This window comes from Ensifer sp. R-19 (genome assembly GCF_049905105.1).
In the GTDB taxonomy this organism is placed as follows: domain Bacteria; phylum Pseudomonadota; class Alphaproteobacteria; order Rhizobiales; family Rhizobiaceae; genus Ensifer.
In genome coordinates this window covers 201006-226246 of record NZ_CP184569.1, presented here as the reverse complement: position 1 = coordinate 226246, position 25241 = coordinate 201006, and the positions used below count along the sequence as shown (strand labels likewise).

The 25241-nt window shown below is 63.3% G+C and carries 23 protein-coding genes; 12 read left to right on the top strand and 11 right to left on the bottom strand.

What is annotated here, in order from left to right:
• Positions 1-99: 99 nt before the first annotated feature.
• From ACN9MO_RS01060 to ACN9MO_RS01050, 3 genes are all read left to right on the top strand, one after another.
• Positions 100-939: an SDR family oxidoreductase gene (locus tag ACN9MO_RS01060; RefSeq protein WP_110877956.1), complete on the top strand. Its 840-nt coding sequence runs from the start codon at positions 100-102 to the stop codon at positions 937-939.
• A gap of 97 nt (positions 940-1036) precedes the next feature.
• On the top strand, positions 1037-2629 hold the full coding sequence (locus ACN9MO_RS01055; protein ID WP_093231877.1) for an LTA synthase family protein: 1593 nt from the start codon (positions 1037-1039) through the stop codon (positions 2627-2629).
• A gap of 28 nt (positions 2630-2657) precedes the next feature.
• Positions 2658-3968, top strand: coding sequence for a capsule biosynthesis protein (locus ACN9MO_RS01050; RefSeq protein WP_113132113.1), 1311 nt, complete (start codon positions 2658-2660; stop codon positions 3966-3968).
• 36 nt (positions 3969-4004) lie between these two features.
• Here ACN9MO_RS01050 and ACN9MO_RS01045 read toward each other — a convergent pair whose 3' ends face one another.
• Complete coding sequence (locus tag ACN9MO_RS01045) at positions 4005-5177, bottom strand: MFS transporter (protein ID WP_113132112.1); 1173 nt, start codon at positions 5175-5177, stop codon at positions 4005-4007.
• Positions 5178-5225: 48 nt separating this feature from the next.
• On the opposite strand from ACN9MO_RS01045, the gene ACN9MO_RS01040 reads away from it, so the two are divergent.
• On the top strand, positions 5226-5750 hold the full coding sequence (locus ACN9MO_RS01040) for an Lrp/AsnC family transcriptional regulator (RefSeq protein WP_113132111.1): 525 nt from the start codon (positions 5226-5228) through the stop codon (positions 5748-5750).
• 32 nt (positions 5751-5782) lie between these two features.
• Here the strand turns inward: ACN9MO_RS01040 and ACN9MO_RS01035 are convergent, their stop codons facing one another.
• From ACN9MO_RS01035 to ACN9MO_RS01000, 8 genes are all read right to left on the bottom strand, one after another.
• Positions 5783-6793 (bottom strand): KpsF/GutQ family sugar-phosphate isomerase, encoded by a 1011-nt coding sequence (locus ACN9MO_RS01035; protein ID WP_057248155.1) that lies wholly within the window; start codon positions 6791-6793, stop codon positions 5783-5785.
• Positions 6794-6938: 145 nt separating this feature from the next.
• Positions 6939-7394 carry an RrF2 family transcriptional regulator gene (locus ACN9MO_RS01030; protein ID WP_057248154.1) on the bottom strand — a complete coding sequence of 152 codons (456 nt, stop codon included), beginning with the start codon at positions 7392-7394 and terminating at the stop codon, positions 6939-6941.
• A gap of 212 nt (positions 7395-7606) precedes the next feature.
• Entirely contained in the window at positions 7607-7819 is a 213-nt protein-coding gene (locus ACN9MO_RS01025; RefSeq protein ID WP_057248153.1) for a hypothetical protein, read from the bottom strand.
• A gap of 510 nt (positions 7820-8329) precedes the next feature.
• On the bottom strand, positions 8330-10867 hold the full coding sequence (gene secD / locus ACN9MO_RS01020; RefSeq protein ID WP_057248152.1) for a protein translocase subunit SecD: 2538 nt from the start codon (positions 10865-10867) through the stop codon (positions 8330-8332).
• Positions 10868-10979: 112 nt separating this feature from the next.
• Positions 10980-11387, bottom strand: coding sequence for a hypothetical protein (locus tag ACN9MO_RS01015; RefSeq protein ID WP_245299219.1), 408 nt, complete (start codon positions 11385-11387; stop codon positions 10980-10982).
• Between the two features lie 183 nt (positions 11388-11570).
• Positions 11571-13178: a 5-guanidino-2-oxopentanoate decarboxylase gene (locus ACN9MO_RS01010; protein WP_058323574.1), complete on the bottom strand. Its 1608-nt coding sequence runs from the start codon at positions 13176-13178 to the stop codon at positions 11571-11573.
• Positions 13175-14365: a pyridoxal phosphate-dependent aminotransferase gene (locus tag ACN9MO_RS01005; RefSeq protein ID WP_113132110.1), complete on the bottom strand. Its 1191-nt coding sequence runs from the start codon at positions 14363-14365 to the stop codon at positions 13175-13177. The genes ACN9MO_RS01010 and ACN9MO_RS01005 overlap by 4 nt, the downstream gene beginning before the upstream one ends.
• Positions 14366-14382: 17 nt before the next feature.
• Positions 14383-15006, bottom strand: coding sequence for a TetR/AcrR family transcriptional regulator (locus tag ACN9MO_RS01000; RefSeq protein WP_057248148.1), 624 nt, complete (start codon positions 15004-15006; stop codon positions 14383-14385).
• Between the two features lie 272 nt (positions 15007-15278).
• Between ACN9MO_RS01000 and ACN9MO_RS00995 the strand changes: the two genes are divergently transcribed.
• From ACN9MO_RS00995 to ACN9MO_RS00960, 8 genes are all read left to right on the top strand, one after another.
• A complete protein-coding gene (locus tag ACN9MO_RS00995) occupies positions 15279-16052 on the top strand; it encodes an ABC transporter ATP-binding protein (RefSeq protein ID WP_057248147.1) in 774 nt (257 codons plus the stop codon).
• Between the two features lie 36 nt (positions 16053-16088).
• Positions 16089-16871 (top strand): transporter substrate-binding domain-containing protein, encoded by a 783-nt coding sequence (locus ACN9MO_RS00990; protein ID WP_057248146.1) that lies wholly within the window; start codon positions 16089-16091, stop codon positions 16869-16871.
• 101 nt (positions 16872-16972) lie between these two features.
• A complete protein-coding gene (locus ACN9MO_RS00985) occupies positions 16973-17698 on the top strand; it encodes an ABC transporter permease (protein ID WP_057248145.1) in 726 nt (241 codons plus the stop codon).
• The gene (locus ACN9MO_RS00980; protein ID WP_057248144.1) at positions 17695-18519 is read left to right on the top strand and encodes an ABC transporter permease; all 825 of its coding nucleotides are present in this window, start codon (positions 17695-17697) and stop codon (positions 18517-18519) included. Before ACN9MO_RS00985 ends, ACN9MO_RS00980 begins: the two co-directional genes overlap by 4 nt.
• A 1-nt stretch (position 18520) precedes the next feature.
• The gene (locus ACN9MO_RS00975) at positions 18521-19690 is read left to right on the top strand and encodes a M20 aminoacylase family protein (RefSeq protein ID WP_113132109.1); all 1170 of its coding nucleotides are present in this window, start codon (positions 18521-18523) and stop codon (positions 19688-19690) included.
• A gap of 321 nt (positions 19691-20011) precedes the next feature.
• On the top strand, positions 20012-21433 hold the full coding sequence (locus ACN9MO_RS00970) for a cytochrome ubiquinol oxidase subunit I (protein WP_113132108.1): 1422 nt from the start codon (positions 20012-20014) through the stop codon (positions 21431-21433).
• Positions 21423-22427, top strand: coding sequence for a cytochrome d ubiquinol oxidase subunit II (gene cydB / locus ACN9MO_RS00965; RefSeq protein WP_058323579.1), 1005 nt, complete (start codon positions 21423-21425; stop codon positions 22425-22427). Before ACN9MO_RS00970 ends, cydB begins: the two co-directional genes overlap by 11 nt.
• Before the next feature lie 467 nt (positions 22428-22894).
• On the top strand, positions 22895-23203 hold the full coding sequence (locus ACN9MO_RS00960; protein WP_057248140.1) for a chorismate mutase family protein: 309 nt from the start codon (positions 22895-22897) through the stop codon (positions 23201-23203).
• Positions 23204-23237: 34 nt separating this feature from the next.
• On the opposite strand, the gene ACN9MO_RS00955 is transcribed toward ACN9MO_RS00960, so the two are convergent.
• Together ACN9MO_RS00955 and mscL are read right to left on the bottom strand one after the other, a co-directional pair.
• Positions 23238-24404 (bottom strand): pyridoxal phosphate-dependent aminotransferase, encoded by a 1167-nt coding sequence (locus ACN9MO_RS00955; RefSeq protein ID WP_058323581.1) that lies wholly within the window; start codon positions 24402-24404, stop codon positions 23238-23240.
• Positions 24405-24611: 207 nt separating this feature from the next.
• The gene (gene mscL / locus ACN9MO_RS00950; protein WP_057248138.1) at positions 24612-25040 is read right to left on the bottom strand and encodes a large conductance mechanosensitive channel protein MscL; all 429 of its coding nucleotides are present in this window, start codon (positions 25038-25040) and stop codon (positions 24612-24614) included.
• Positions 25041-25241: the final 201 nt, after the last annotated feature.

Genomic DNA, 25241 nt, shown 5'->3' with positions numbered 1-25241 from the left:
TAGAGATCACCGCGTGTGCCGCCGAGTTGTTTTCACGCAAATCCGGACGCAAAACCGCTTCGCACTTTTCCTGGAATTGCTCTTGAGCGGGATATCAGCATGACGCATGTGATCATCACCGGTGGCTCGAGCGGTATCGGATTTGCGGTTGCGTCCATCTACGCGGCTCGTGGCGCCCGCGTCTCGCTCATCGCGCGCTCCCGGGACCTCTTGGAACGGGCGCAAGCAGACCTGGCCCGCTCAGGCGCTAGCGGCGCCGACAACATCAGGATCGAGGCTGCCGATGTTGCTGCGGAAAGCGATGTCGAGGCGGCGATCCTACGGTGCGAACAAGCCTTCGGTCCTTGCGACATCCTGGTGACATCGGCAGGTATCGTCGAGCCCGGCCGTTTCGAGGAACTCGACAGCGCTTCATTCCGACGCCAGATGGAAACCAACTTCTCCGGCACGGTGCACGCGGTCCGTGCTGTCTATGACGGCATGAAGCGGCGTGGCCATGGCCGGATCATGATGATCTCCTCCGGCGCCGGCCTCATCGGCATCTACGGCTATTCCGCCTATTGCGCGTCGAAGTTCGCGCTGCACGGCTTCGCCCAGGCGCTGCGCTCGGAAGCCTGCGCCCACGGCGTCAGCGTCTCCGTGTGTTTTCCGCCGGATACGGAGACACCCCAGTTTCAGCGCGAACTCGCAAGCCGTCCTCCGGAAGCGGCCAAAATTATGGGCACGGTCCGTCCCTGGCCTGCCGACGCCGTGGCGAAGACAATCGCCAAGGGCATCGACCGCGGGCGGTTCGAAATCTACTTCGGCACCACGCTCTTTCTCCTCGGCCGCTTCGCGCCGGCCATTCGTCCCTTGCTCAACTGGTGGTTCGACAGGGTGATTGCGCGCGGCGGCAACACCGCGACGCATAATAGTGGAGTGTCGGAGCGCCGGACCTGACGGCGCTTGTACGTCCAAGCGATAAGATCTAAGTGTCGGGCGGACGCTGTGCCGCATCAAGCGGCGTCGGCCGGCATGAAGACATGAAGGTTTCCGCTTGGCGTTGCTTCCCTTTCAGCTGCACGACTACCCAAGAACACTGACGCTCTGTTGTTACGTGCTCTCCTGTGCGGTGATCTTCTTTACCGATCGCTTTGCCCTGCCGAAGCGGGAGCGGCGCGCCCATCCCTCGCCCTTCGGGCGGACGCAGGATGTCGTCGATGCGGTTGCCCGCCTGCCGGTCATCGCGCTGGTCTTTGCAGGATTCTTCGCCGGCTCCTGGCGGCCGCTGTATGCCGCAGCCGGCACGATGAGCTTCTTCATCATCTTCACCGGCATTTCCCGCGCCAAGTTCAAGTTCATCCGCGAGCCGCTGATCTTTTCGGATATCGCGCTCGTCGTCGACGTCTTCAAGTACAAGACGATTTTCTATGCGAGTTCTTTAAACGTCGTCTTCTGGACCGTCGCCTTCCTCTATGTCTTCGGCGTGTCCGGCCTTTACATGTATTTCGAGCCGGCCATCCTGCCCGATCGCGGCAAGGCGTTCTGGATCCTGTTGATGCTCGGGATCGCCTACGGACCCTGGCTTCTGCTCTTCTACGGCCCGGTGAACCGCCCGACGGCGGCGCTGGTGCAAAGGCTGCTGAAAACACTCGACGTCAAGGTGAACACGGTGCGCTTCGGCACCTTCGGCTCGGTCGTGTTCCGCTTCATCGTCTGGCTCGGCGTGCGGCGTGAAAAGATCGTCGCGGAACTCTCCGAGATCGTCCGGGCCGCCGTGCATGATCTGATCGGCGACGACGGCTCGCCGCTGATCGTCGTCTGGCAATCGGAATCCTTCATCGACATGCGGCACTTCGGCGTCGATACGCTTGACATGCCGACCTTGGATCGGCTGCGGCGCGAGGCGGTGCAATGGGGTCGCCTCAGCAGCGTCTTCGAAGGCGGCTATACGCTGCGCACGGAATTCGCGGTCATCAGCGGCCTGGTGCCTGACGACATCCACGTCGACGCCAGCTACCCCTATCTCAGGGCCTCGCACTATGCCGACGTGGTCTGGCCGGGAAAGATGAAGCGCGCCGGCTGGAACACGCATTTCATCCATCCCTATGACCGCACCTTCTTTCTCCGGCACAAGGCGATGCCGCAACTCGGCTTTTCCAAGCTGACCATGCTCGACGGCTTCGACCATCGCCCCGAAAGAGACGGCCCCTACGTCTCCGACGAGAAGCTTGCGGCAAAAGTGATCGACGCATGCGAGAAGCTGCCGGAGGATGAAAACGGCTTCATCTTCGTTGCCTCCATGGCCAATCACGGCCCGTGGGAGCCGGGTCGCGTCGGTGATCTCACCAATCCCGTCGACATCTATCTGGCCATTCTCGAACAATCCGATGCGGCGCTGAACATGCTGAGCGAACGACTCGACAAGCTGGACCGCCCGGTCTGGCTCGTCTTCTACGGCGACCATGCGCCGCTGCTCAAATCCTTTGCCGATCCCTTCCCCGACCCGCGAACCGACTACCTGATCGTACCGCTTGCCAAGGCCAAGTCGTCTTCCCACAAGCCGGTGGAACCGAGTAATGTCGAAGCCTGGAACTTGATCGAGGCCCTGCTCAACCACGCCAACCTCAGAAAGGATACGCTGCGGTAGCAGCAGTGGACGGATGGAGAACGCTTCGATGACATCGACCGGGGCGGTCGATCGGCCAAGGCGACGGGTGTTCCTGTTCCTGCAAGGCCCTTCGTCGCCGATCTTCCGCAAGATCGCCGATCGGCTCGAAGCCATTGGCCACACCTGCCTGAGGATCAACCTCAATGTCGGCGACCAGATCATCTGGGGCCGCAAGGGTGCCTATAATTATCGCGGCACGGCAGCCGATTGGCCAGCCTATATCGAGGCCTTCATCGCGCGCCATGGCGTCACCGACATGCTGCTGCTCGGCGAGGAACGCGCCTACCACCAGGCAGCCACCACGGTCGCGCGGCGCAAGGGTGTCGCAGTCGCCATCGTCGAGATGGGGTATCTTCGGCCGGACTGGCTGACGCTCGAGCGCAACGGCATGTCCTCGAACTCACATTTCCCGTCCGATCCCGCGCAAATCCTTGCGGCGGCAGCGGGCGTCCCGGAACCGGACTGGCGCAAGCACTACAGCCAGACGTTCCTCGCCGATGCGAGCTATGACCTGCTCTACAATCTGCCGAACGTCTTTCTCTGGTTCCTCTTCCCACACTATCAGCGCCACGCGATCTTTCATCCGCTCGCCGAATATGCGGGCTGGGTCCGCCGGCTCCTGTCCGAAAAGCGGCGCAACTCGGAAGCCGAGGCGACCATTGCCAAACTGCTTTCGCAGGACGCGCCCTATTTCGTCTATCCGCTGCAGCTCGAAACTGATTTCCAGCTCAGGGCCCACTCGCCTTTCCATAGCCAGAGGCAAGCGATTGCCGAAGTGCTGGCTTCCTTCGCCGCCTTTGCGGCGCGCGACGCGCGCCTCGTCTTCAAGGTGCATCCGCTCGACAATGATCTGATCCCCTGGCGCAGAATCATCGACGAACGAGCGGCAGCGCTGGGGCTTCGCGGGCGCGTCTTCTATCTCGATGGCGGCAACCTCGATACGCTTGGAGAGGCAAGCGCAGGCATAGTCACGGTCAACTCGACGGCCGGTCTGCATGCATTGAAGCAGGGGCGACCGGTGAAGGTGCTTGGCACGGCCTTGTTCGACATCGCCGGACTGACCGACCAGCAGCCGCTCGACGATTTCTGGCGTGCGCCGCAGGCGCCAGATCCGGATCTGGCGAACGCAATGTTCCGCTTGCTCGCCGCCTCGATCCAGGTACGCGGAAATCTTTATTCGCGCGCCGGAAGCGATGCCGGCGCCGAGGCGATCGCCAAGCGGCTGAGTGAGAACAGCCTCAACCAGCCAGGCGCCTTCGTGGACCCGCCACCACGCCGCAAGCCGCAAAAGCGGCCGGGGATCGCCTCCTCCGCGTGACGACGACTGACGTAACAGCGGGTCTGTTAAGCCAGACTACCGCCGCGCCGTCGCGACGGCGAAGGCCGCCAGGAGCATCAGGCCTGCCGCTGCCAAAGGCAGCACAAAGAAGGCTGCCCGGGCATAGGCTGCACCGAACCCGATCGTGCCGACAAAGAGCGCGATATAGGTGACGCCGCTGTTCAGCCCCATGATCGCGCCGCGCTTGGCGGGGTCGAGGCCGGTGAGCCGCATGATCAGCACATTCAGCCCGAAATGGTTGGCAAGCCCCCAATGGAAGACGACGGCCAGCATGGCAGCGTAGGAGCCGCTCGCCACAGCCATGGCAACGTAGACGCCCGCGACCGCCAGGAAGATCAGCGGCAACAACCGGGCGGCGCCGAAACGATCGATCAGGCGGTCAAGAAAAGCGGCGGCGCCGAAACCGAATCCATAGGAAACGGCGATGAGACCGTTGGCGGTGACAGGCAGGCCGAGTGCGGCATGCAGGTGCTCGCCGATATAGGCATAGACGCCGTAGAAGGCGGCCATGAAGGCGGCGCAGGCGATCAAGAGCGGTGCGACGCCCGGAACACTCAATGCCGCCAGCGGTGATGTCGCTGTACCGGTGGCGCCTTCCTGCGCCGGCGCAAACTTGATCGCAGTGCAGGCGATCAACGTGGCGGCGGCGACAATGACATAGACCGTGCGCCAACCGGCAAAATCAGCGATCGCTGCCGATAGCGGCACGCCCGCCACCATGCTGAGCGTCCAGCCGGTCAGCACCAGGCCGATCGTCTCGCTCTCGCGTCCGGTCGGCGCAATGACCGAGGCCAGCGTATAGATCGAGGGAAGCGCAATGCCCGCGGCCAGACCGACGACGAGCTGGGCGGCAACCAGGAACGCAAGCGATGGCGCGAGCGCACTGCCGCCGAGCCCTGCAGCCAGAAGCAAGAGAGCCGCAGCCAACATGCGGCGCGGACCATGGCGATCGATGAAGCGGCCAAGGAAAACGGCGCTGACGGCCGTGCCCAGGCCAAAGACGGCAGAGGCCGTCATGACGGCGGGAACGTTGGCGCCAAGGCTTCGCGCCACCTCCGGCGCGATCGGCCCGAGGGCGAGGGAGTTGGAGCCGATGACGCCGATGCAGATGGTGAGCAGGTAGGCGAAGGGCGGGATACGTGCCCTGTCGACTGAACCGCTGGAAATGGATTGATTGATGTTCGTCATTGTCTCATGTTTGCAGAATGAAATTCAGCAGCAAGAGGAAACATCGGAATGGATCAAAATACAGATGACGTTCGGCGGAAGCGTCCACCGGAGCGCGACCTCGACGCGATGGACCGAAAACTATTAGGCGTGCTGGTCGAGGATGCGTCGACGAGCTATGTCGAACTCGGTGAACGGGTCGGGCTTTCGCCACCGGCGGCGCATGAGCGTGTGAAGCGGCTCAGGCGATCAGGGGCGATCCGCCGCGTGGCAGCGCTGATCGATCCCGAGGCCGTCGGCAAGACGTTGCTCGCCTTCGTCCATGTCGACACGACCGGCTGGGGAAAGACACAGGCGCTGCTTGCCATCGAGGAATGCCCCGAGGTGGAGGAGATCCACTCGGTCGCGGGCGATACCTGCATGCTGCTCAAAGTCCGCACGGAAAGCACCCATGCGCTGGAAGGCCTGCTGGCGCGGCTCTACGACACGCCCGGCGTCAAGGCGACGCGCAGCTATGTGGTGCTTTCAACCTATCTGGAACGGCCGGTGCAGCCGGGCACGACGGGCGACTGGCCCGCCGTGGTCAAGGGCTAGGCAGCTTTCGCGAGGTGTACTACCCCCAGCCCTCAGACGACGCCGGCGCGCAGCAGGTCGTGAATGTGCAGGATGCTGACCGGTGCTCCGCCATCGCCGACGACGAACAGCACCGTTACCTTGTGCTGCTGCATGAATTCCATGGCGCCACTCGCGAGCACGTCGCCACGGATCACCCGCGGATTGCGCGACATCACCGCCTCGACCGGTTGCTGGAGCAGATCGCCCGACATGTGGCGGCGCAGGTCGCCATCGGTGATCACACCGACAAGCTTGCCGGTGTCATCGACGATGCCGACGACGCCGAAACCCTTCGACGACATTTCGATGAGGGCCTCGCTCATCGGCCGCCCCGTCTGGAGCAGCGGCATCTGGGCGCCCTCATGCGCCAGCTCGCGGACCAGCCGCAACTGCGCACCGAGCTTGCCACCGGGGTGGAATGTCTTGAAATCTTCGGCCGAAAAGCCGCGCCGTTCCAGAAGCGCGATCGCCACCGCGTCGCCGACGGCGAGCTGCAGCATTGCGGATGTCGTCGGCGCGAGGCCGTGCGGGCAGGCTTCCTGCACCTTGGGCAGTACGATCGGCACTTCGGAATTCCGCGCCAGCACGCTGTCGCGGTTGGCACAGATCGAGACGATCGGCACGTTGAAGCGCTTGGCATAGGTGAGCATGTTGGCGAGCTCGGCCGTCTCCCCCGACCACGAGAGCAGGATCAGCACGTCCTGCGAGGTGACCATGCCAAGGTCGCCGTGGCTCGCTTCGGTCGGATGCACGAAATAGGCCGAGGTGCCGGTCGATGCCAGGGTCGCAGCGATCTTGCGGCCGATATGGCCGCTCTTGCCGACGCCGGAGACGACGACACGCCCCTGGCTCTCGCCGATCAACTCGACTGCATCGACGACACTGCGGGCAAAAGCTTCGTCGGAGCCAAGGTGGTCAGTCAGCGCCTTGATGCCGACCATTGCAGTCGTCAGCGTCCGGCCGATCGACTCCAAAGCCGCAACCGCGGTGCGCTCATGCGCAGATGCTTGTCTCAAACCCATGATGACCCCGATCTTACGAAGACTTAAGTGGCAGGCTGCAACGCTGCCCGCCAGACCATTGACGGCAGATATGCGCTTTTTCTTGGCAAACCAAGCCTTGGAAGCAGACTTCGGGGGAAAACTGGCGCGATCGGCGGCGTTTTCGTCAGCCGGCCCGCATTTCTTCGACAGTTTCGAGCGGCATCGACTTGTCGGCGGCGAACTCCTCAAGCGTCATCGAGTCGAGGATCGCAGCAACGGCGTCGCGCACCGTGGTCATCGATACCCGCACCTGACAGGTCTCGGGATCGTTGCAGTCCTCGCAGACCTCATAGGCCGTGCGGCTGGCACAGCGGATCGGCGCCAACGGCCCATCCAGCGTGCGGATCACATGGCCGATGCGAATTTCGGCAGCGGGCCGCGATAGCGAATAACCGCCGCCCGGGCCCTTCTTCGAGCGCAGCATGCCGGCGTTGCGCAGTTCGAGCAGGATCGTGTCCAGGAACTTCTTCGGGATATTGTTGCGCTGGGCGATTTCGGTGATGAAGGCGGTCTCCCCCGGCTCCAGCCGTGCAAGATCGACCAAAGCCTTCAGACCGTATTTTCCCTTCTTCGTCAGCATTCCGGCACGCTTTCCCTGCGGCTCCCGATACGGGAATCATCCGCGCAAATGCAAATACGTCTTGGCATAGCACAAGAAACGTACTGCCAACATATAATTATAGTGGGGAATTGGCCGAAGTCGCGGCCACGCTTGCAGCGGAAGCAACGACGATTTTCAGAAGTATCGGGCGGATGCGGGAGAAAAGCCGAAAACGACCTTTCTCACCCGCTTCATGCGGCTGCGCTGTGACCCCGCCGCTTCGCCGACACGGCCTGGTGGGCCAGCAGTTGGCGGATCGCGGCACGTGCTTCCTCGGCCGAGCCGAAGCGCTTCGCGTCCAGATCCCAGACGTGATACTTCACCGCCACGAACTTGAAGCGATCTTCATCCGGGACGACCACACCGACGGCTTCGCCGCCAAATTCGATAACTTGCTTGCTCATACAAATAACGCTCCTTCCACGCCGGAGGCGCGGAGACTTTCAATTTCGGCAAAAGATAAAGTTCGAGGGGTTCGACGGTCACATTCGGCAGAGATTGCGAATGTGACGTTTCTCTGTTGCGCGACAAAGGAGACGCGTGCCGAAGAAGGCGGCGGTCGAGACGTTTCCGAACATGTCACTCTCCTTTGGCTGGCCCGGCATCAGCATGCCGGTGCGTTTGATGAACAACCGTGAGGCGGACTCCCCGCGTCACGTATTGGCAAACTAGAATAATCTACCAATTCCGTCAATTAAAAAGATGAAGATGCGAAAAATAATTCTCACCCTTCAAATCTTAGGGGGACGCGGACGCAAAATCCGTTCTCCCGCCCCGGAACCGGAGACCCTCGCTATCTAGGTAGCGAAGAATCAGTCTGCAAGGCACGAGGGGGATAAAGACAGCACATTCGGACAAAAAAGGGGCGGCCCGCCAGGCCGCCCCTTCACGTTTTGTATCCCGGGACCGCCGGATCACGCCGCCGGCGTGCCCGCCTGAGGCGTGGTGCTCGAACGAGACGCTTCGCGATCTTTCCACCAACGGTTCAGGAAGAGCAGGATCGGTCCGCCGATATAGATCGACGACGTGGTCGCAACGATCACGCCGAAAATCATCGGCCAGGCGAAGCTCTTGACCGCGTCGCCACCCCAGATCGCCATCGGCACCAGCGACAGGGCCGTCGCCATCGAGGTGAAGATGCATCGCGCGATCACCTGGTTGATGCTCATGTCGATCAGGTCGGAGAACGGCATCGACTTATACTTGCGGAGGTTCTCGCGCATGCGGTCATAAACCACGACCTTGTCGTTGACCGAGTAGCCGATCATCGTCAGCAGCGCGGCGATGGCCGTCAGGTTGAAGTCGATGCCCGTGAGCGCGAAGAAGCCGATCGTCTTGGTGATGTCCAGCAATAGAACTGCGATCGCGCCGACGGCGAAGTGCCATTCGAAGCGGAACCAGATGTAGAGCAGGATCGCCACCATCGCGAGACCGACGGCGAGGAAGCCCGAACGGGCAAGTTCGGTGCTGACGGTCGGTCCGACGACCTCGGTACGCTCGAAGGTCGCATCGGAGATTGTCTGGACTACGGTGTCCTTGATGCGGTTCAGTGCCGCCGTCTGCTCCTGCTCGCCGCCCGGCTGACGCTGAACGCGGATCAGAACCGACTTGTCCTGGCCGAACTCCTGCAGCGCCACTTCGCCGATGTTGAGCGCTTCGAGGTTGTGGCGCAGCGTCGGAAGGTCGAGCGTGTTCTTCGAGGTGGTTTCGACCTGAATACCGCCGACGAAGTCGATGCCGTAGTTGAGGCCAGGTGTGAAGAACAGCACCACGGAGCTTATCGACAGGAACGCAGACATGCCGATGGCGACGAAGCGGCCCTTCATGAAGGAGAAGGACGGAAGCTTCGGAACCTTGCCGAAGAGCGACGGAATTTCGAGCTTCTTCATCTTCCGGCGAACGACGACCTCACGCATCATCAGGCGTACGACGGTGATCGACGTGAACATCGAGATGATGATGCCGAGCATCATGGTGACCGCGAAGCCCTTCACCGGGCCGGAGCCGAAGGCGAACAGCAGCACCGTGCCCGAAAGCGTCGTGACGTTGGAGTCGATGATGGTTGCGTAGGCCTTGTTGAAGCCGATATCGAGCGCCTTCATCGCGCCGGCGCCGCCTTCCGTCTCTTCGCGAATACGCGCGTTGATCAGGATGTTGGCGTCCACAGCCATGCCGATGCCGAGAATGATACCGGCGATGCCGGGCAAAGTCAGCGTCGAGCCGAGCATGGCCAACAGCGCGATCGTCAGGATCGTGTGCAGCACCAGGCCGACATTGGCGATCATGCCCCATGCGCCGTAGAGCACGACCATGAGGGTAACCACGAGGGCGAAGCCGGCAAGGCCGGTATAGATGCCCATGCGGATGGAATCCGAGCCGAGGTTCGGGCCGACCGAGCGTTCTTCGATGACAGTCAGCGGTGCAGGCAGCGCGCCCGAGCGCAGGAGCGCTGACAGAACGGTTGCTTCCTGCGCGGTGAAATTGCCGCTGATCTGGCCATTGCCACCGATGATCGGCTCGCGGATGACCGGTGCCGTCAGAACCTTGCCGTCAAGCACGATCGCAAAGGGCCGGCCGACAGCGGCCTGGGTAATTTCCGCGAACTGGCGGGCACCCAGGGAGTCGAAGGTGAAGGAAACGATCGGCTCGTTGGTGCGCTGATCGAAGCCGGCCTTGGCATCGGCCAGCCGCTCGCCCGAAATCGCAACGCGACTTTCGACCGCATATTTGTTGTTGTCGTGCGCACCCGGCAGGATGTCGACGCCACGTGGTGCCGGCTGATTGGGATCCACAGTCTGGTCGACCATGTGGAAGCTCATCTGGGCTGTGGAGCCGAGAAGCTGGCGCAGTGCCGTCGGATCCTCGAGGCCTGGAAGCTGGACGAGGATGCGGTCGGAGCCGACGCGCTGGATCAGCGGCTCGGCAACACCGACGGTATCGACGCGCTGACGAATGATTTCCAGGCTCTGCTCAACCGCCTTGGTGGTGCGGTCGGCGAGGCCGGCCTCGGTCATGGCGACCGTGATGGTGTCGCCATCCTCGGTGACCGCGATATCGGAAGCCGAGCCGCCAAAGCCGAGCGTGCCAACCGGGGCAGCCAACTCTTTAAGCTTCGGCAGAACCTTCTCGCGGTCGGCAGCGTCTTCGATCTTGACCGTCACGGTGTCGCCGGCGATGCGGGCCGACGAAGCCGGAACGCGTTCGGCGCGCAGCGCCCGACGCGTATCGTCGAGTAAGGTTTCGAGGCGGGCCTTGCGCAGGCCGGCGGCGTCGACTTCGAGGACGAGGTGCGAACCGCCCTTGAGGTCGAGGCCGAGCGTCACCGGCTTGACCGGCAGCCAGGCGGCGAATTGTTCACGCTGTGCTGGCGTCAGCACGTTGGGAAGCGCCGCGACGCATCCGAAGATGATCACGGCGACATAGACGAGAATCGCCCATTTCGATGTACGCATGTTGTGGTTCCAGAAGAGCCTGCACGGGCACGGGGCGCGTCGTCAGGACTTTGTTTCATCAATGGCGGCGTAGCGGTCCAAGCCGCAAACGAGCCAGAATATGCTTGATGGATCAGGCGCGCGGGGGTGCGCGAATATGGGGCCCATAGCTCGAAGCCCCGCCGATCTGCTCTGCGACACGGCGCAGGAACCGACCGTCCGACGATTGGGGAAATTCCAGCTCCGCGGATACCGGCAGCAGCGCCGGTAACCCATCGTCGGTCGCGGACTTCGCGTCCTTGCGCTCGGCCGTGAACCGAAGGTCTGAAAGCGGTGTCGCCCGCGAGATCTGCCGGGCTGCAGGGCGATCGGTCGAGCCGGTATCGGTGACATTACCGGCCTGGGCGCCAGAGGACGAGCGGGACGGAATGCTCTGCCCAACCGAGATGACCTGCATTGCGAAGGAGGCGCAGAACAGCCACAGCACGGCGAGAAGCCGGCCGGCCTGCATATTCTTGCTGCCACCACCCAAGCGGTCCATCGAGGACGCGGTCCCTTTCCTTGGCGCCTACAAGACGCGCGGCGCTGCAGCGCCAGCGAGACGAAACTCAGCCCGAATGCCCGACCTTAACGAAAGAACGTGGCCGGATTCGAGCATGGGCGCCCTTAACACCATTGCGGGCCGGAAAAGTCAAATCCGGCCCGTTGTGCGACTGAGGCGCGGTCAGGCCGAGAGACCCGCCGTCCGCCTCTCGTGGATCTCGATGAGCGACGGGCCTTTGCGCTCTGCGGCTGCGGCAAGCGCCTGCGCCAGATCGGCAACCGCGGTGAGCCGCTGCCCCTCGACCCCATAGGCCTTGGCCGCCATCAGGAAGTCCGGCGCCGAGGGCCTGACCCCTTCAGGGGTAACGCCGGCGTCGACCATGTAGGACTCGATCTCCTGGTAGCCGTCATTGTTCCAGACGAGGAAGATCACCTTCGCCTGCGCATCCACCGCGGACCCGATCTCGGCCAGCGAGAACTGGAAGCCGCCGTCGCCGACAAGGCACACGACCGGACGCGACGGATCGGCAACCGCAGCGCCCACGGCCGCCGGCGGAGCGTAGCCGAGCGAGCCGTAGCCGGTCGCGGAATTGAACCAGCTGCGCTGGCGCGGCGCATCGCAATAAAGATTGCCGGCATAGACGGCCTGGGTCGAGTCACCGACAACGGTGCAGTCCGGCAATGTCCTGTAGACCGTGTCGATGATGCCGATCTCGGCCTTCATCTTCGGCGTCAGTTCCTTCAGCGCTGCCCGTCTCGCGGTTTCGGCGCGCCCGACGCCATCCTTCGCGGTGTGGCCGGGCAGGAAGGCGAGGATGCCTGCCGTGGCCGCCTTGGCGCCGGAGAGAATGGAAAGGGCTGCATGCGGCCCGCGCGCGAGCTGTGCTGAGTCAATGTCGGTGCGGATGAGATTGCGCAAGGCCGGGAAACCGCCATCGGCATACATGTCGTAGTCCGTCTGGCCCATTTCGGTGCCGAGCGCCAGGACAAGGTCCGCTTCCTTGAGGAGCGACCGCACCGCCTTCAGGCTGGGGCTTGCGGGAACGCGCAAGGGGTTGCCGGCGAGCATGCCGCGGGCGTTGACCGTGGTGACGACAGGCGCGCCGATCTTCTCGGCAAGCGCCGTCACTTCGGCTTCCGCCGTCAACGCGCCGCCGCCGCAGATGATCACCGGCCGCGAGGCGTCGGCGCAGAGGATCGCTGCACGCTGCAGCGTCTCGCTGTCGGAGCGCGGGCGCGTCGCCGTCGCCGGGCGCACCGCCTGCGGCGCGATCTTCGCCGCCATCACGTCGGTCGGGATCTCGATGTGCACCGGCCCCGGCCGGCCGGAGACCAGCACCGAGAAGGCGCGGTCGACGACGAAAGGCAGGTCTTCCGGATTGAGCAGCGTGTGCGAATAGAGCGCCAGCGTCTTCATCATGCCGTGCTGGTCGGGCAGCTCATGCAAGAGCCCGCGACCGTGACCGAGCGAATCGCGGCGATTGACGCCCGAGATCACCAGCATCGGGATGGAATCCTGCCGGGCCTGCGCCATCGCCGTGATGGTGTTTGTGAGCCCCGGACCGGTGATGACGAGGGCGACGCCCGGCTTGCCGCTGACCCGGGCATATCCATCGGCCATGAAGCCCGCACCCTGTTCATGGCGCGGGGTCACGTGGCGGATCTTCGATGCCGCCAGCCCGCGATAAAGCTCGACCGTGTGCACCCCGGGAATGCCGAAAACCACCTCGACGCCATTGGCCTCGAGCAGATCGACCAGCACTTCTCCAACTGTCTTTTCGATCGTCATGCGCAGCGCTCCTTACGCAGGCTGGACCGCTCGGCGAGCGCAGCGATGCGACGGCAGGCCTCGTCGATGTCCCGATCAGGCACGGTCAGGCTGACGCGCAGATAGTTCTGCGCCTGATCGCCAAAGGATGATCCAGGCATGACGGCAACCCCCTCTTCTTCGAGCAGCGCCCAGGCAAACGCATCACCGTCAAGGCCGGTTCCGGAAACGTCGATCACAATGAACATGCCGGCTTCCGGCGCGAACACCTCGATGCCGGGTGCCGCGGCAAGACCGGCTACGATCTGTGCGGCACGGGACTTATAGGACTCGCGCATCCGCCGCGCGGTATCGATGTCATGGGTCAGGGCATAGGCGGTCATGTCGGCGATGAAAGGCTGGGTGCCGAAGAGCATCGTTTCCGAAACCGGCAGCAGCCGGTTGGCAAACTCGACCGGGCCGACCGCCCAGCCGCTGCGGAAGCCGGGCGCGGCGTGGGACTTGGAGATCGACGAGACGACGACCGTGCGTTCGGCGAGGTCCGGATTGTCGAAGGGTGAGGCGAAGACGGCGTCGAAGACAAGTTCCTCGTAGACCTCATCGCAGACGATCCAGAGATCGTGACGGCGCGCGACCTCGCCGATCGCGGCGATCTCGGCCGCGGTCAGCACGGCCCCGGTCGGATTGTGCGGCGTGTTGAGCAGCAGCACCCGGCTCTCCGGTGTGATCGCCTTTTCGAGATCTTCGGCCTGCATGTGGAAGCCGAATTCCGGCTTCAGCGGCACCAGCACCGGATGGGCGCCGGTGGAGCGGATCACGCCCTCATAGGTCGCATAGAGCGGGTCGCCGACGAGCACCGCGTCGCCGGTTTCGACGAGGGCCAGCATCACGGAGAAGAGCGCCGTCTGGGTGCCGGGGAAGCACAAGACGTTCGCCGCGGTGACGTCGGCGCAGCGCCGGCGATATTTTTCCGCGAGCGCAGCCACGACCGGCGGCTCGCCGCGGCCATTGGAGTAGCGGTAGCGCCCGGCATTCATCGCGCGCTGGCATTCATCGAGAAGGGCGCGGTCCGGCGGAAGGTCCGGTTCGCCAATCGTCAGCTCGATGATGTCGGCACCACTTGCCTTCAGCTGGCGGGCGCGAATATGCAGCGACCATTTTCCCGAACCAAGCTCGGCAAGACGTTCGGTGATGGACGCGTAGCGCATGGTGTTTTCTCCCGTTGTCATTGTTTTGCAGTTCCGATCGACGTGCCGAGCAGTGCCTCGGCCGACGACATGGCGATGGCGACCAGTTCACCCTCGCGAAAGAGGTCGCCCGCCAGGCACCCCTCCACCCAAAGACCGTCGACCAGCCCGTTGATGGCAATGGCGAACGCCCGGCAGGTTTCGGCGTCCGCCGGCTTGCCCTTCGCCGCAAGAAAATCGGCGAGCAGTTCCTGCAGTGTGTTGCGGAAGGCGAGGTAGCCTTCGCGATGGATCTCGGCGAGCACCGGATCGACACGCACCTGGCTGATGAAGGCAGCCCACAGCGAGATGCTCCGGCTGTCGGCCACCGGTTCGGTGAGGTTGATCGCGATGAAATCCCTGAGGCGGGTTTCCGGATCGCCCTCCACCTGGCTCGCCTTGTCCGTCAAGGATGCGATGACGGCGCGATAGGCCTCGGCAACCATCTGATCCTTCGATTCGAAATAGTGGCGCACGAGCCCGGCCGTCACGCCTGCGCGGATCGCGATCTGCCGCACCGTCGCGCCCTTGAGCCCAAATTCGGAGATGCAATCGAGCGTCGCCTCGATCAGCTCCTGGCGACGCTCGCCTTCCGGAGCGCGGTGAAAGCTGCGCCGATTCATGCGGCGACCCGCTGGAACAAGTGCCCTGGCGCGGTCGACGATGGCTTCGGCCGGAACGGGGACATGGGCGGCTCCTTCGGGAAATCAAGGCTGGGGGCGGGCGTCGAAAAATCGACGATGCGTATTATTATACGCTTGAATAATAGCGGCACAAGTGCAACCATGCCAATCAACAAAACCGTGACAGGCCAAAGATGCCGCGCGTAAAACGACAGGGGAACTGTTCTCATGCTGACAGAAAAAGCGCGCAGAGCCGTTGGAGCGGCGTGCCGATGACGGATGCGGCCCAGGCAATCGCGGTCACTGACCTGCACAAGCGTTTCGGGCCATTGGAAGTGCTGAAGGGTGTTTCGCTGACGGCGAAACAGGGCGACGTGATCGCCATCATCGGCGGCAGCGGCTCCGGCAAATCCACCTTCCTGCGCTGTATCAACCTTCTGGAACTCCCCTCCGCCGGCAGCGTCAGCGTGCATGGCGAGAAGATCCGGATGAAACCCGACGGCCGCGGCGGCCTCGTGCCGGAGGACCGCCGCCAAGTCCAGCGCATCCGCAGCCAGCTCGGCATGGTCTTCCAAAGCTTCAATCTCTGGCAGCACATGACCATCCTCGAAAACGTCATCGAGGCGCCGATCCACGTGCTCGGCAAGCCGAAGGCCGAAGCGGTCGCCACCGCCGAAACGCTGCTCAAGCGCGTCGGCCTTTATGAGAAGCGCGACGCTTACCCGGCCTTTCTTTCCGGCGGCCAGCAGCAGCGCGCGGCGATCGCGCGGGCGCTCGCCATCCAACCGCTGGTCATGCTCTTCGACGAGCCGACCTCGGCGCTCGATCCTGAACTCGTCGGCGAAGTGCTTTCGGTCATCGGCGATCTCGCGCGCGAGAAGCGCACGATGATCCTGGTTACCCACGAGATGAAGTTCGCGCGCGACGTCGCCAACCACATCGTCTTCCTCCACAACGGCGTGATCGAGGAACAGGGCCCGCCAGAGGCCATCTTTGGTTCGCCGCGGTCGGAAAGGCTCAAGAAGTTCATCAGTTCCATTCACTGAATTCCGGAATGCTAAACAACCAAAAAGGGGAACAGCATGAAGAAGGCATTGAAAGTCCTGGCCGTTGCGACGGCAATCGCCGTCAGTGGCGGCGTCGCCGCTTCGGCCGAAGCGCTTAAGGTCGGCGTCGCCGCCGAGCCCTATCCGCCGTTCACGGCGCCCGACGCCAGCGGCAAATGGGAAGGCTGGGAAGTCGAGTTCATGAATGCGATGTGTGCCGAGGCGAAGCTCGAATGCGTGCTGACGCCGGTCGCCTGGGACGGCATCATCCCGGCGCTGACCTCGAAGAAGATCGACATGATCATCAGCTCGATGTCGATCACCGACGAACGACTGAAGACGATCGATTTCTCGGACAAATACTACAACACCCCGACCGGCATCATCGGCACCAAGGGCGTCGACATCAAGCCGACGCCGGAAGGTCTCAACGGCAAGGCGCTCGGCGTCCAGGTCTCGACGGTCCACCAAGCCTATGCCGCCAAGCACTTCGCGCCAGCAGGCGTCGACGTCAAGGAATACCAGACGCAGGACGAAGCCAACAACGACCTCGCCGCCGGCCGCCTCGATGCCGTCCAGGCGGACGCCATCGCGCTGAAGGCTTTCCTTGCGACCGACCAGGGCAAGGAATGCTGCGACTACAAGGGCGACGTTGCCGAAGACGTTGCCGTGATCGGCCCGGGTGTGGGCGTCGGCCTGCGCAAGGGCGAAACCGAGCTCAAGGACAAGGTCAACACTGCGATCAAGGCGATCCGTGACAACGGAACCTATGATACGTTCTCGAAGAAGTACTTCGACTTCGACATCTACGGCGATTAAGGCGCGATCGGCCGGCGGCCCAGAGGTGCTGTGCCTTGTGTGCCTGAAAGGGGACGCGGGCGCAGCAGCCGCCGCCGGCTGGCGCCATCGGAGTACGACGCATGGCTGCGGATTCCCTCATCAATTGGGGCCTGCTCTCGCTCAACGCGCCCGGATGGGGCGGCGTGTTGCTGCAGGGCTTTTTCAACTCCATCCAGATCGCCGTCGGCGGCTTCACGCTCGGCCTGGCACTCGGCATCGGCGGCGCCTTCGGCAAGCTCTATGGCGGTCCGGTGCTGCGGGATCTGCTTGAATGCTACACCACGGTGGTGCGTGCGGTGCCGGAACTGGTGCTGATCCTGCTGCTCTATTACGCCGGCACCGATCTTCTCAATCAGGTGCTGGCGCTCTTTGCGATCGGCCCGGTCGACATCAGCGGCCTGATGGCCGGCATCTTCGTCATCGGCGTCGTCCAGGGGGCTTACTCGACCGAAGTCTTGCGTGGCGCGATCAAGGCGGTGCCCGCCGGACAGATCGAAGCGGCGCGGGCCTATGGCATGTCGCCGACCAAGGTCTTGCGGCGCATCACCCTGCCGGCGATGCTACCCTATGCCATTCCCGGTCTTTCCAATCTCTGGTTGATCGCCACCAAGGACACCGCCCTTCTCGCTGTCGTTGGCTTCAGCGAGCTGACGCTGGTCACGCGCCAGGCGGCCGGCACGACCAAGGCATACCTGCTGTTCTTCCTTGCCGCCGGCGCGCTCTATCTGGCGCTGACACTCGTCTCCAACGTCTTCATCGGCATGCTCGAACGCCATGCCCGACGCGGCTTTGCGGTGCAGCGATGACCAACGAAACCACCCACGCCGTTGCCTTCACGCCCGAGGACCTGCCGACGGCCCGGAGCTTCTTCGTACCGCATCGCATCGTGATGATGCTGGTCTTCGCCGCCTTCGTCGTCGCCGTCGCCGTCTTCATGCGCTGGGACTGGCTGCCGCGTTATCTGCCTCGGCTTGGCTGGGGCATTCTCGTCAGCCTCGTGATGCTGTTCAGCACCGCGATCCTCGGTTTCCTGCTGGCGGTGCCGATCGGCCTCGTGCAGGTGACTGGGCCCTGGTTCCTGAAATTGCCGGCCAAGGTCTTCTGCACCGTCATTCGCGGCACGCCGTTGCTCCTGCAACTCTGGCTGCTCTATTACGGGCTCGGCTCGCTGTTTCCGCAGTTTCCGGCGATCCGCCAGTCCTTCCTCTGGCCTTATCTGCGCGAGGCCTGGCCCTATGGCGTGGCGGCACTCACCGTCTCGTTTGCCGCCTATGAGGGCGAGGTCATGCGCGGCGCCTTTGCCGGCGTGCCGCCGGGCGAGCTGGAGGCAGCCAAAGCCTATGGCATGGGCCGCTGGACGATGTTCCGCCGCATCTGGTTGCCGCGCGCCATCCACCGGGCGCTGCCGACGCTGAACGGCGAAACCGTGCTGCAGCTCAAATCGACACCGCTCGTTGCCACCGTGACGGTGGTCGATGTCTATGCCGTCATCTCCAAGGTCAGGCAGGAAACCTTCCTCACCTATGAGCCGCTGCTTTTGCTGGCGCTCATCTACATGTGCCTCACCGGCATTCTGGTGGTGGCCTTCCGCACATTCGAAAATCGCATCCCAACCCGTGGCGCCTGACATGAAGCTTTCCTCCTCGATCACCAACGCCATGCCGGAACTCGTTGCCATCCGCCACGACCTGCATGCCCATCCGGAACTTGGATTGGAGGAGAAGCGCACCTCCGCCTTCATCGCCAAGCATCTCGAAAGCCTCGGCTATGAAGTGACGACGGGTCTCGCCCAAACCGGCGTCGTCGGCACGCTCCGGAACGGCACGAGCAGCCGCTCGATCGGCATTCGCGCCGATATCGATGCGCTGCCGATCCTGGAAGAGACCGGGCTCGACTATGCCAGCAAGACCGCAGGATTGATGCACGCCTGCGGCCACGACGGGCATACGACGATGCTGCTCGGTGCGGCGCGGGCGCTCGCCGAGCGCCGCAACTTCGACGGAACGATCCACCTGATCTTCCAGCCGGCCGAGGAGAATTTCGGCGGCGCCAAGATCATGGTGGACGAAGGGCTGTTTGAACAATTCCCCTGCGACGCGGTGTTCGCACTCCACAACGAACCGGGCCTGCCCTTCGGCCAGTTTGCCCTCCGGGAAGGCCCGATCATGGCGGCCGTCGACGAAGCGCGCATCACCGTGCACGGCCGCGGCGGGCATGGCGCGGAACCGCAGGAGACGGCCGATCCGATCGTCTGCGGCGCCTCGATCATCATGGCGCTGCAGTCGATCGTCTCGCGCAACATCCACCCGATGGACCCCACTGTTGTCACCGTCGGCGCCTTCCATGCCGGTTCCGCCAGCAACATCATTCCTGAGCGTGCCGAGATCGTCGTCGGCATCCGCTCCTTCGAGCCTGATGTCCGCGACGAACTGGAACGGCGCATCCGCATGATCGCCGAAGCGCAGGCCGTGAGCTTCGGCATGCGCGCGACGGTCGACTACCAGCGCAGCTACGATGCGACGATCAACCACAAAGCCGAGACCGACTTCGTGCGCGATCTCGCAGTACGCTTTGCCGGCGCCGACAAGGTCGTCGATCTCGCCCGTCCCTTCATGGGCAGCGAGGATTTCGCCTATATGCTGCAGGAAAAGCCGGGGACCTATTTCTTCCTCGGCTCGAAAGTCAGCGACGACGACAAGCCGCTGCATCACCCGGCCTACAACTTCAACGACGACCTGCTGCCGATCGGCGCCGCCTTCTGGACGGAGCTTGCCGAAGCCTATCTGCCGGTCCGCTGAACTTCCGCTGTCGGCCGATCGAACAATCGGCCGAGCGCCCTGCCTTTGCCCTTTGCGAAGCTCCGCTCCCATATGCCGCAGCGCAACATTGCCGCAGTGTGACAACGTGGCGGACGCGCCGTCATTGACGTTTGGCAAATTTGGCGCAGATTCAAGCGCATGCTGAGAAGCCGGGGCCAACACCGAAAACGCCCCGACGGACGGCCAAGAAAAGTCCCCTGATCGACGATCAATCACGGGACGAATGATGCAGCAGCCAGAGCGATACGACCTCGCGTTCCGAATGACGCGCGTTGCCGTATGTCTGAAAGGATTGCGCCCGTGTTTGAGAGTTTCGATGCGACCCTGCTCGCTCGCTTCCAGTTCGCCTTCACCGTCTCCTTCCACATCATCTTCCCTGCTTTTTCCATCGGGCTTGCGAGCTACCTCGCGGTACTGGAAGGGTTGTGGCTCCTAAAGAAGGACGAGGTCTACCTCGAACTCTTCCACTTCTGGAAAACGATCTTCGCGGTCGCCTTCGGCATGGGCGTCGTCTCCGGCATCGTCATGTCCTACCAGTTCGGCACCAACTGGAGCGTCTTTTCCGACAAGGCCGGACCGATTATCGGGCCGCTGATGGGATACGAGGTGCTGACCGCCTTCTTCCTCGAAGCGGGCTTCCTCGGCGTCATGCTCTTCGGGCTCAACCGCGTCGGGCCAAAACTGCATTTCTTGGCCACTGTCATGGTCGCCATCGGCACGCTGATCTCCGCCACCTGGATCCTCTCGGCGAACTCCTGGATGCAGACGCCGGCCGGTTTCGCCATGAACGAGGCGGGCCAGTTCGTCCCGGTCGACTGGTGGGCGATCGTCTTCAACCCGTCCTTCCCCTATCGCCTCACCCATATGGTGCTTGCCGCCTACCTCACGACCGCTTTCGTCGTCGGCGCCTGCGGCGCCTGGCACCTCATCCGCAAGACGGCGCCGCGCCGCGCGCGAAAAATGTTCTCGATGGCGATGTGGATGGCGGCGATCGTCGCGCCCATTCAGATCTTCGCCGGCGACATGCACGGCCTCAACACGCTGGAGCACCAGCCGGCCAAGGTGATGGCGATGGAAGGCCACTACCAGAGCCATCCGGACGGCGCGCCGCTCATCCTCTTCGGCATTCCGAACTCGCCCGAAAAGCGCGTCGACTATGCCATCGAGGTTCCAAAACTCTCCAGCCTGATCCTGAAGCACGATCTCAACGCGCCGCTCGCCGGCCTCGATACGATCCCGGAAGAGCTACATCCGCCCGTCGGCATCGTCTTCTGGTCCTTCCGGGTGATGGTCGGTCTCGGCTTTGCCATGCTCGGCATCGGCCTCTGGTCGCTCTTGTGTCGTTATCGCGGCACACTCGACAGCAATGTCTGGCTGCATCGCGCGGCGGTCGTGATGGGCCCGGCCGGCTTCGTCGCCGTGCTCGCCGGCTGGGTCACCACCGAAGTCGGTCGCCAGCCCTACACCGTGTACGGCCACCTGCTGACGGCGAACTCGGTGGCGCCGATCGCAGCCCCTGCCGTCGCCGCCTCGCTGATCGCCTTCATCATCGTCTACTTCTTCGTCTTCGGCGCCGGTACCTTCTACATCCTGAGGCTGATGGCGCGATTGCCGCGCGATCCAATGCCGGATCTCGACGAAGGGCCGCTGCGCAGCTCCGGCATCATGCCCGGCCCCGCCATCGCCAGCACCAGCACTCATGGAGGTCGTCATGGAGTTTGATCTGCCGTTCATCTGGGCCGCCATCATCGCCTTTGCGGTGCTCGCCTATGTCATTCTCGACGGCTTCGACCTCGGCGTCGGCATCCTCTTCCCGTTCTTCCCGGAGAAGCACGACCGAGACGTGATGATGAATTCCGTCGCGCCGGTCTGGGACGGCAACGAAACCTGGCTGGTGCTCGGCGGCGGCGGTCTGATGGCGGTGTTTCCGCTCGCCTATGCGACGATCCTGCCGGCACTCTACGCCCCTGTTATCGCCATGGTCATCGGCCTCATCTTCCGCGGCGTCGCCTTCGAATATCGCTGGCGCACCAGGCGCGCCGAATATCTCTGGAACTGGGCTTTCTCGGGCGGTTCGATGCTCGCCGCCTTCGCGCAAGGCATCACGCTCGGCGCGCTCGTCCAGGGCATCCCCGTCGAGAACCGCGCCTATGTCGGCGGCTGGTGGGACTGGCTGACGCCCTTCTCGATCATGACCGGCGTCGCCGTCGTCGTCGGTTATGCCCTGCTCGGCTCCACCTGGCTGGTCATGAAGACCCATGGCGACCTCGCCGACCGCGCCCGCGACCTCGCGCTCAAGTGCTCGTTCGGCACCGTCGCCGCCATGGGCATCGTCAGTCTGTGGACTCCGTTCCTGGAGCCGCAATATCTGAAGCGCTGGTTCGGCTTTCCGACGGCGATCTTCAGCGTCATCGTGCCAGCCCTCGTTCTCGGTTGCCTGTATGCGCTGATCACAGGAATTCGCAACAGGCACGACAGCCGGCCGTTTCTTGCGGCGCTCGGCCTGTTCGTGCTCGGCTATGCCGGCATCGGCATCAGCTTCTACCCCTATATGGTGCCGCCATCGCTGACCATCTGGGATGCGGCGGCGCCTGAGGAGAGCCTGTCCTTCCTGCTCGCCGGCGCGCTGGTGCTGGTGCCGATCATCCTCGCCTATACCGGCTATTCCTATTGGGTGTTCCGCGGCAAGGTCGATCCGGAGGAGGGTTACCATTGACTGATGAAACCGGAACCGGCCGCAAGCTTCTCTGGTTCGTGGGCCTGTGGTGCGCCGGGGTGGCAGCCGTGACGATCGTCGGCCTCGCGATCAAGCTAATGATCGGAACATGATCGATTCTCTTAAGTTCGAGCGAGATGCGGGCGGAAAACCGCATACACTTTTCCTCATCCCGCTCTAAAAAGCCTCGCTCAAGCTTGGCCGGCTAACTTCCCTCAACACGTCAGCAGGCGATCGCCGCAGACGGAGACAGGACCGCACCCTCCTCCCCTGCCCAGCGATCGCCTGCTGAGGTGACCACTGTCACCGGTCGCATGCTGCGACCCTGTTGCCCCTTCTCATTGAGCTCATCGTTTGTTAGCAGTGCGCCGCAAGAGCGCTCCGCTTGCCCAGAGCCGAGGGACGCTCGAACACCTGGACCTGCGCTTGGCCACGACGGCCATGCACCAGGCAATCGGACGAGACAGATGCAAAAGACCCCCGCGCAATGCACCACCATGGCCGACGTGCGTGCCGAAATCGACCGGCTCGACCAGGCGCTGATGACGCTGTTTGCCGAACGCTGGGGCTATATCGACCGGGCGGCCGAGATCAAACGGCCGCTGAAGCTGAAGGCCGACATTCCGGCGCGGGTGATGGAAGTGCGTGAGAACGCCCGCAAGAACGCCGCGAGCTACAACCTCGATCCTGACTTCTACGAGGACATCTGGGCGCGGCTGATTGGCCACGCAATTGCCCATGAGCAGAAGCTGCTCGGCGAAACCGGCGACGAATAGCGTCGCCGTCTTCGATCGCCCTTCCTGGCAGAAGTCAGCGCCCGAGGATGTATCGCTGCAAGCGGGCCGCCGCTTCCTTCACCTGGGCCGGGTCGCGCAGGAAGCAGGCGCGCATGAACAGCGAACCACCATCGCCAAAGGCGGTGCCGGGCGCCAGGCCGACGCCCGTCTTGTCGACGATATCGATCGCGGCCGCGCGCGAATCCGTGACGCCATCGATCTTCAGGAACGCGTAGAGCGCTCCATCCGGCTTCAGCGTTTCCACCCGGTTGGTAGCGATCAGCGCGTCGCAGAAGACGTCACGGTTGCTGGTCGCCTTGGCGACATTCGCGTCCAGGAAGGCATCGCCCTCGTCAAGCGCCACGACGGCACCGCGCTGCATGAACTGGGCGACGCCTGACGTCGAATATTGCACCAGGTTCTCCAACACCTGCCCCATCTCCGGCGGGGCGACGATCCAACCCACCCGCCAGCCGGTCATCGACCAGTTCTTCGAGAAGGAATTGACGAAGAGGATCCGGTCGCCCTCTTCCATGACATCGAGGAAGGACGGCGCGCGGGCGCCGGCATAGTAATAGAGCGCGTAGATCTCGTCGGCGATGATCCACAGACCATGCTTGCGCGCCAGCGCCAGGATCGCGGCCAGTTCTTCCTTAGTCGCGGTCCATCCCGTCGGGTTCGACGGCGTGTTGATGAACAGTGCCCTGGTCTTCGGGCCGATCGCCGCTTCCAGTCGATCGAGATCGAGCTGCCACTTTCCGTGTTCAAAGCGCAGTTCGACGGAAACTGGACGGACGCCAGAGAGGTCAGCGGCAGCGGCAAAATTCGGCCAGGCCGGCGTCAGCAGCACCATCTCGTCTCCCGGCGAAGCGATCGCCTCGATCGAGAGCTTGATTGCCTGCATGCCGGAGCCGACGACGTAGAAATTTTCGGGCGAAAGGGCTTTCTGGAAACGCCGCTGATAGTAGCGCGACAGCGCCTCGCGCAGCGGCGGGATGCCGCGCTGCCAAGTGTAGAAGGTCTCGCCGGCGGAAAGCGCCTCGCGTGCCGCATCGCTGATAAAGGCCGGCGTCGGCAGGTCGCCTTCGCCGACCCAGAGCGGGATCAGGCCGTCGCGCCCGCGGGCATAGTTCACCACCTCGACGATGCCGCTTTCGGGCGCCGCAAGTGCGCGGGGGCTGATGGTGCTGAGGATGGTCATCGGCGGGCTCCGGAGGCACGACGGTCCCGCGCCGGATCGCCCGGGAGCATCGTGAAAGATTCCAATGGATTAGAGCGGAAATGGACCGCTCCAGACTGCCCATCGCTTCTAGCCGCTTTCGCTTCTGCGATCACGCGACTTTATCTGACCGGTTTATCGATTTCTGTGATGTTTCGCGGCCCCGCCAGAACGGGGCCGCGAGAAGCCTCAGGCGCGCTGTTTCAACAGGTCGCGGATTTCCGAGAGCAGAAGGATATCTTCCGGCGGTGGCGCGGCCGGTGCCTCGTCCTTCTTCTTCTCGATCGACGCGCGCATGCGGTTCACGGCCTTGATCATCAGGAAGATGATCCAAGCGAGGATCAGGAAGTTGATGAGCACGGTGATGAAGTTGCCATAGGCAAAGACGGCGCCCTGCTGACGGGCAGCGGCGAGAGACGTCGCCGTGACGTTGGCCGACAGCGGTAGGAAGTAGTTGGAGAAGTCGAAACCACCACCGGTCAGCGCACCGACGATGGGCATCACGAGGTCTTCGACGACCGACGTCACGATCTTGCTGAAGGCGGCGCCGATGATGACACCGACCGCGAGGTCCATCACGTTCCCGCGGGCAATAAACTCCTTGAACTCATTCAGCATACGTCTCTCCGTATTATCCCCGTTTAAAACGACCGCCGGCGCTGTCCCGCGCTGCAACCGTTTACGGAAACTAAACCAAAGCGGGCAGCGAGAAAACCTTTCTTTGCCTTTGGTCAAACCACGCCTGCCAAAAGAAGGATCAAACTCTCTTCCGCATCCGGCAGACCATTTTCTCTTGCAGCACCTTGGACTTAAGACTCA

What these genes read in the sequence shown, in the direction of transcription:
- ACN9MO_RS01050 (WP_113132113.1), top strand. Translation starts at nt 2,658, where the DNA reads ATGACATCGACCGGGGCGGTCGATCGGCCAAGGCGACGGGTGTTCCTG.
- ACN9MO_RS00960 (WP_057248140.1), top strand. Translation starts at nt 22,895, where the DNA reads ATGCAAAAGACCCCCGCGCAATGCACCACCATGGCCGACGTGCGTGCC.
- ACN9MO_RS01060 (WP_110877956.1), top strand. Translation starts at nt 100, where the DNA reads ATGACGCATGTGATCATCACCGGTGGCTCGAGCGGTATCGGATTTGCG.
- ACN9MO_RS00975 (WP_113132109.1), top strand. Translation starts at nt 18,521, where the DNA reads ATGAAGCTTTCCTCCTCGATCACCAACGCCATGCCGGAACTCGTTGCC.
- ACN9MO_RS01040 (WP_113132111.1), top strand. Translation starts at nt 5,226, where the DNA reads ATGGATCAAAATACAGATGACGTTCGGCGGAAGCGTCCACCGGAGCGC.
- ACN9MO_RS01005 (WP_113132110.1), bottom strand. Translation starts at nt 14,365, where the DNA reads ATGCGCTACGCGTCCATCACCGAACGTCTTGCCGAGCTTGGTTCGGGA.
- ACN9MO_RS01025 (WP_057248153.1), bottom strand. Translation starts at nt 7,819, where the DNA reads ATGAGCAAGCAAGTTATCGAATTTGGCGGCGAAGCCGTCGGTGTGGTC.
- secD (WP_057248152.1), bottom strand. Translation starts at nt 10,867, where the DNA reads ATGCGTACATCGAAATGGGCGATTCTCGTCTATGTCGCCGTGATCATC.
- ACN9MO_RS01015 (WP_245299219.1), bottom strand. Translation starts at nt 11,387, where the DNA reads ATGGACCGCTTGGGTGGTGGCAGCAAGAATATGCAGGCCGGCCGGCTT.
- ACN9MO_RS01030 (WP_057248154.1), bottom strand. Translation starts at nt 7,394, where the DNA reads ATGCTGACGAAGAAGGGAAAATACGGTCTGAAGGCTTTGGTCGATCTT.
- ACN9MO_RS00990 (WP_057248146.1), top strand. Translation starts at nt 16,089, where the DNA reads ATGAAGAAGGCATTGAAAGTCCTGGCCGTTGCGACGGCAATCGCCGTC.
- ACN9MO_RS01010 (WP_058323574.1), bottom strand. Translation starts at nt 13,178, where the DNA reads ATGACGATCGAAAAGACAGTTGGAGAAGTGCTGGTCGATCTGCTCGAG.
- ACN9MO_RS01000 (WP_057248148.1), bottom strand. Translation starts at nt 15,006, where the DNA reads ATGAATCGGCGCAGCTTTCACCGCGCTCCGGAAGGCGAGCGTCGCCAG.
- ACN9MO_RS00980 (WP_057248144.1), top strand. Translation starts at nt 17,695, where the DNA reads ATGACCAACGAAACCACCCACGCCGTTGCCTTCACGCCCGAGGACCTG.
- cydB (WP_058323579.1), top strand. Translation starts at nt 21,423, where the DNA reads ATGGAGTTTGATCTGCCGTTCATCTGGGCCGCCATCATCGCCTTTGCG.
- mscL (WP_057248138.1), bottom strand. Translation starts at nt 25,040, where the DNA reads ATGCTGAATGAGTTCAAGGAGTTTATTGCCCGCGGGAACGTGATGGAC.
- ACN9MO_RS01035 (WP_057248155.1), bottom strand. Translation starts at nt 6,793, where the DNA reads ATGGGTTTGAGACAAGCATCTGCGCATGAGCGCACCGCGGTTGCGGCT.
- ACN9MO_RS00985 (WP_057248145.1), top strand. Translation starts at nt 16,973, where the DNA reads ATGGCTGCGGATTCCCTCATCAATTGGGGCCTGCTCTCGCTCAACGCG.
- ACN9MO_RS00955 (WP_058323581.1), bottom strand. Translation starts at nt 24,404, where the DNA reads ATGACCATCCTCAGCACCATCAGCCCCCGCGCACTTGCGGCGCCCGAA.
- ACN9MO_RS00995 (WP_057248147.1), top strand. Translation starts at nt 15,279, where the DNA reads ATGACGGATGCGGCCCAGGCAATCGCGGTCACTGACCTGCACAAGCGT.
- ACN9MO_RS01045 (WP_113132112.1), bottom strand. Translation starts at nt 5,177, where the DNA reads ATGACGAACATCAATCAATCCATTTCCAGCGGTTCAGTCGACAGGGCA.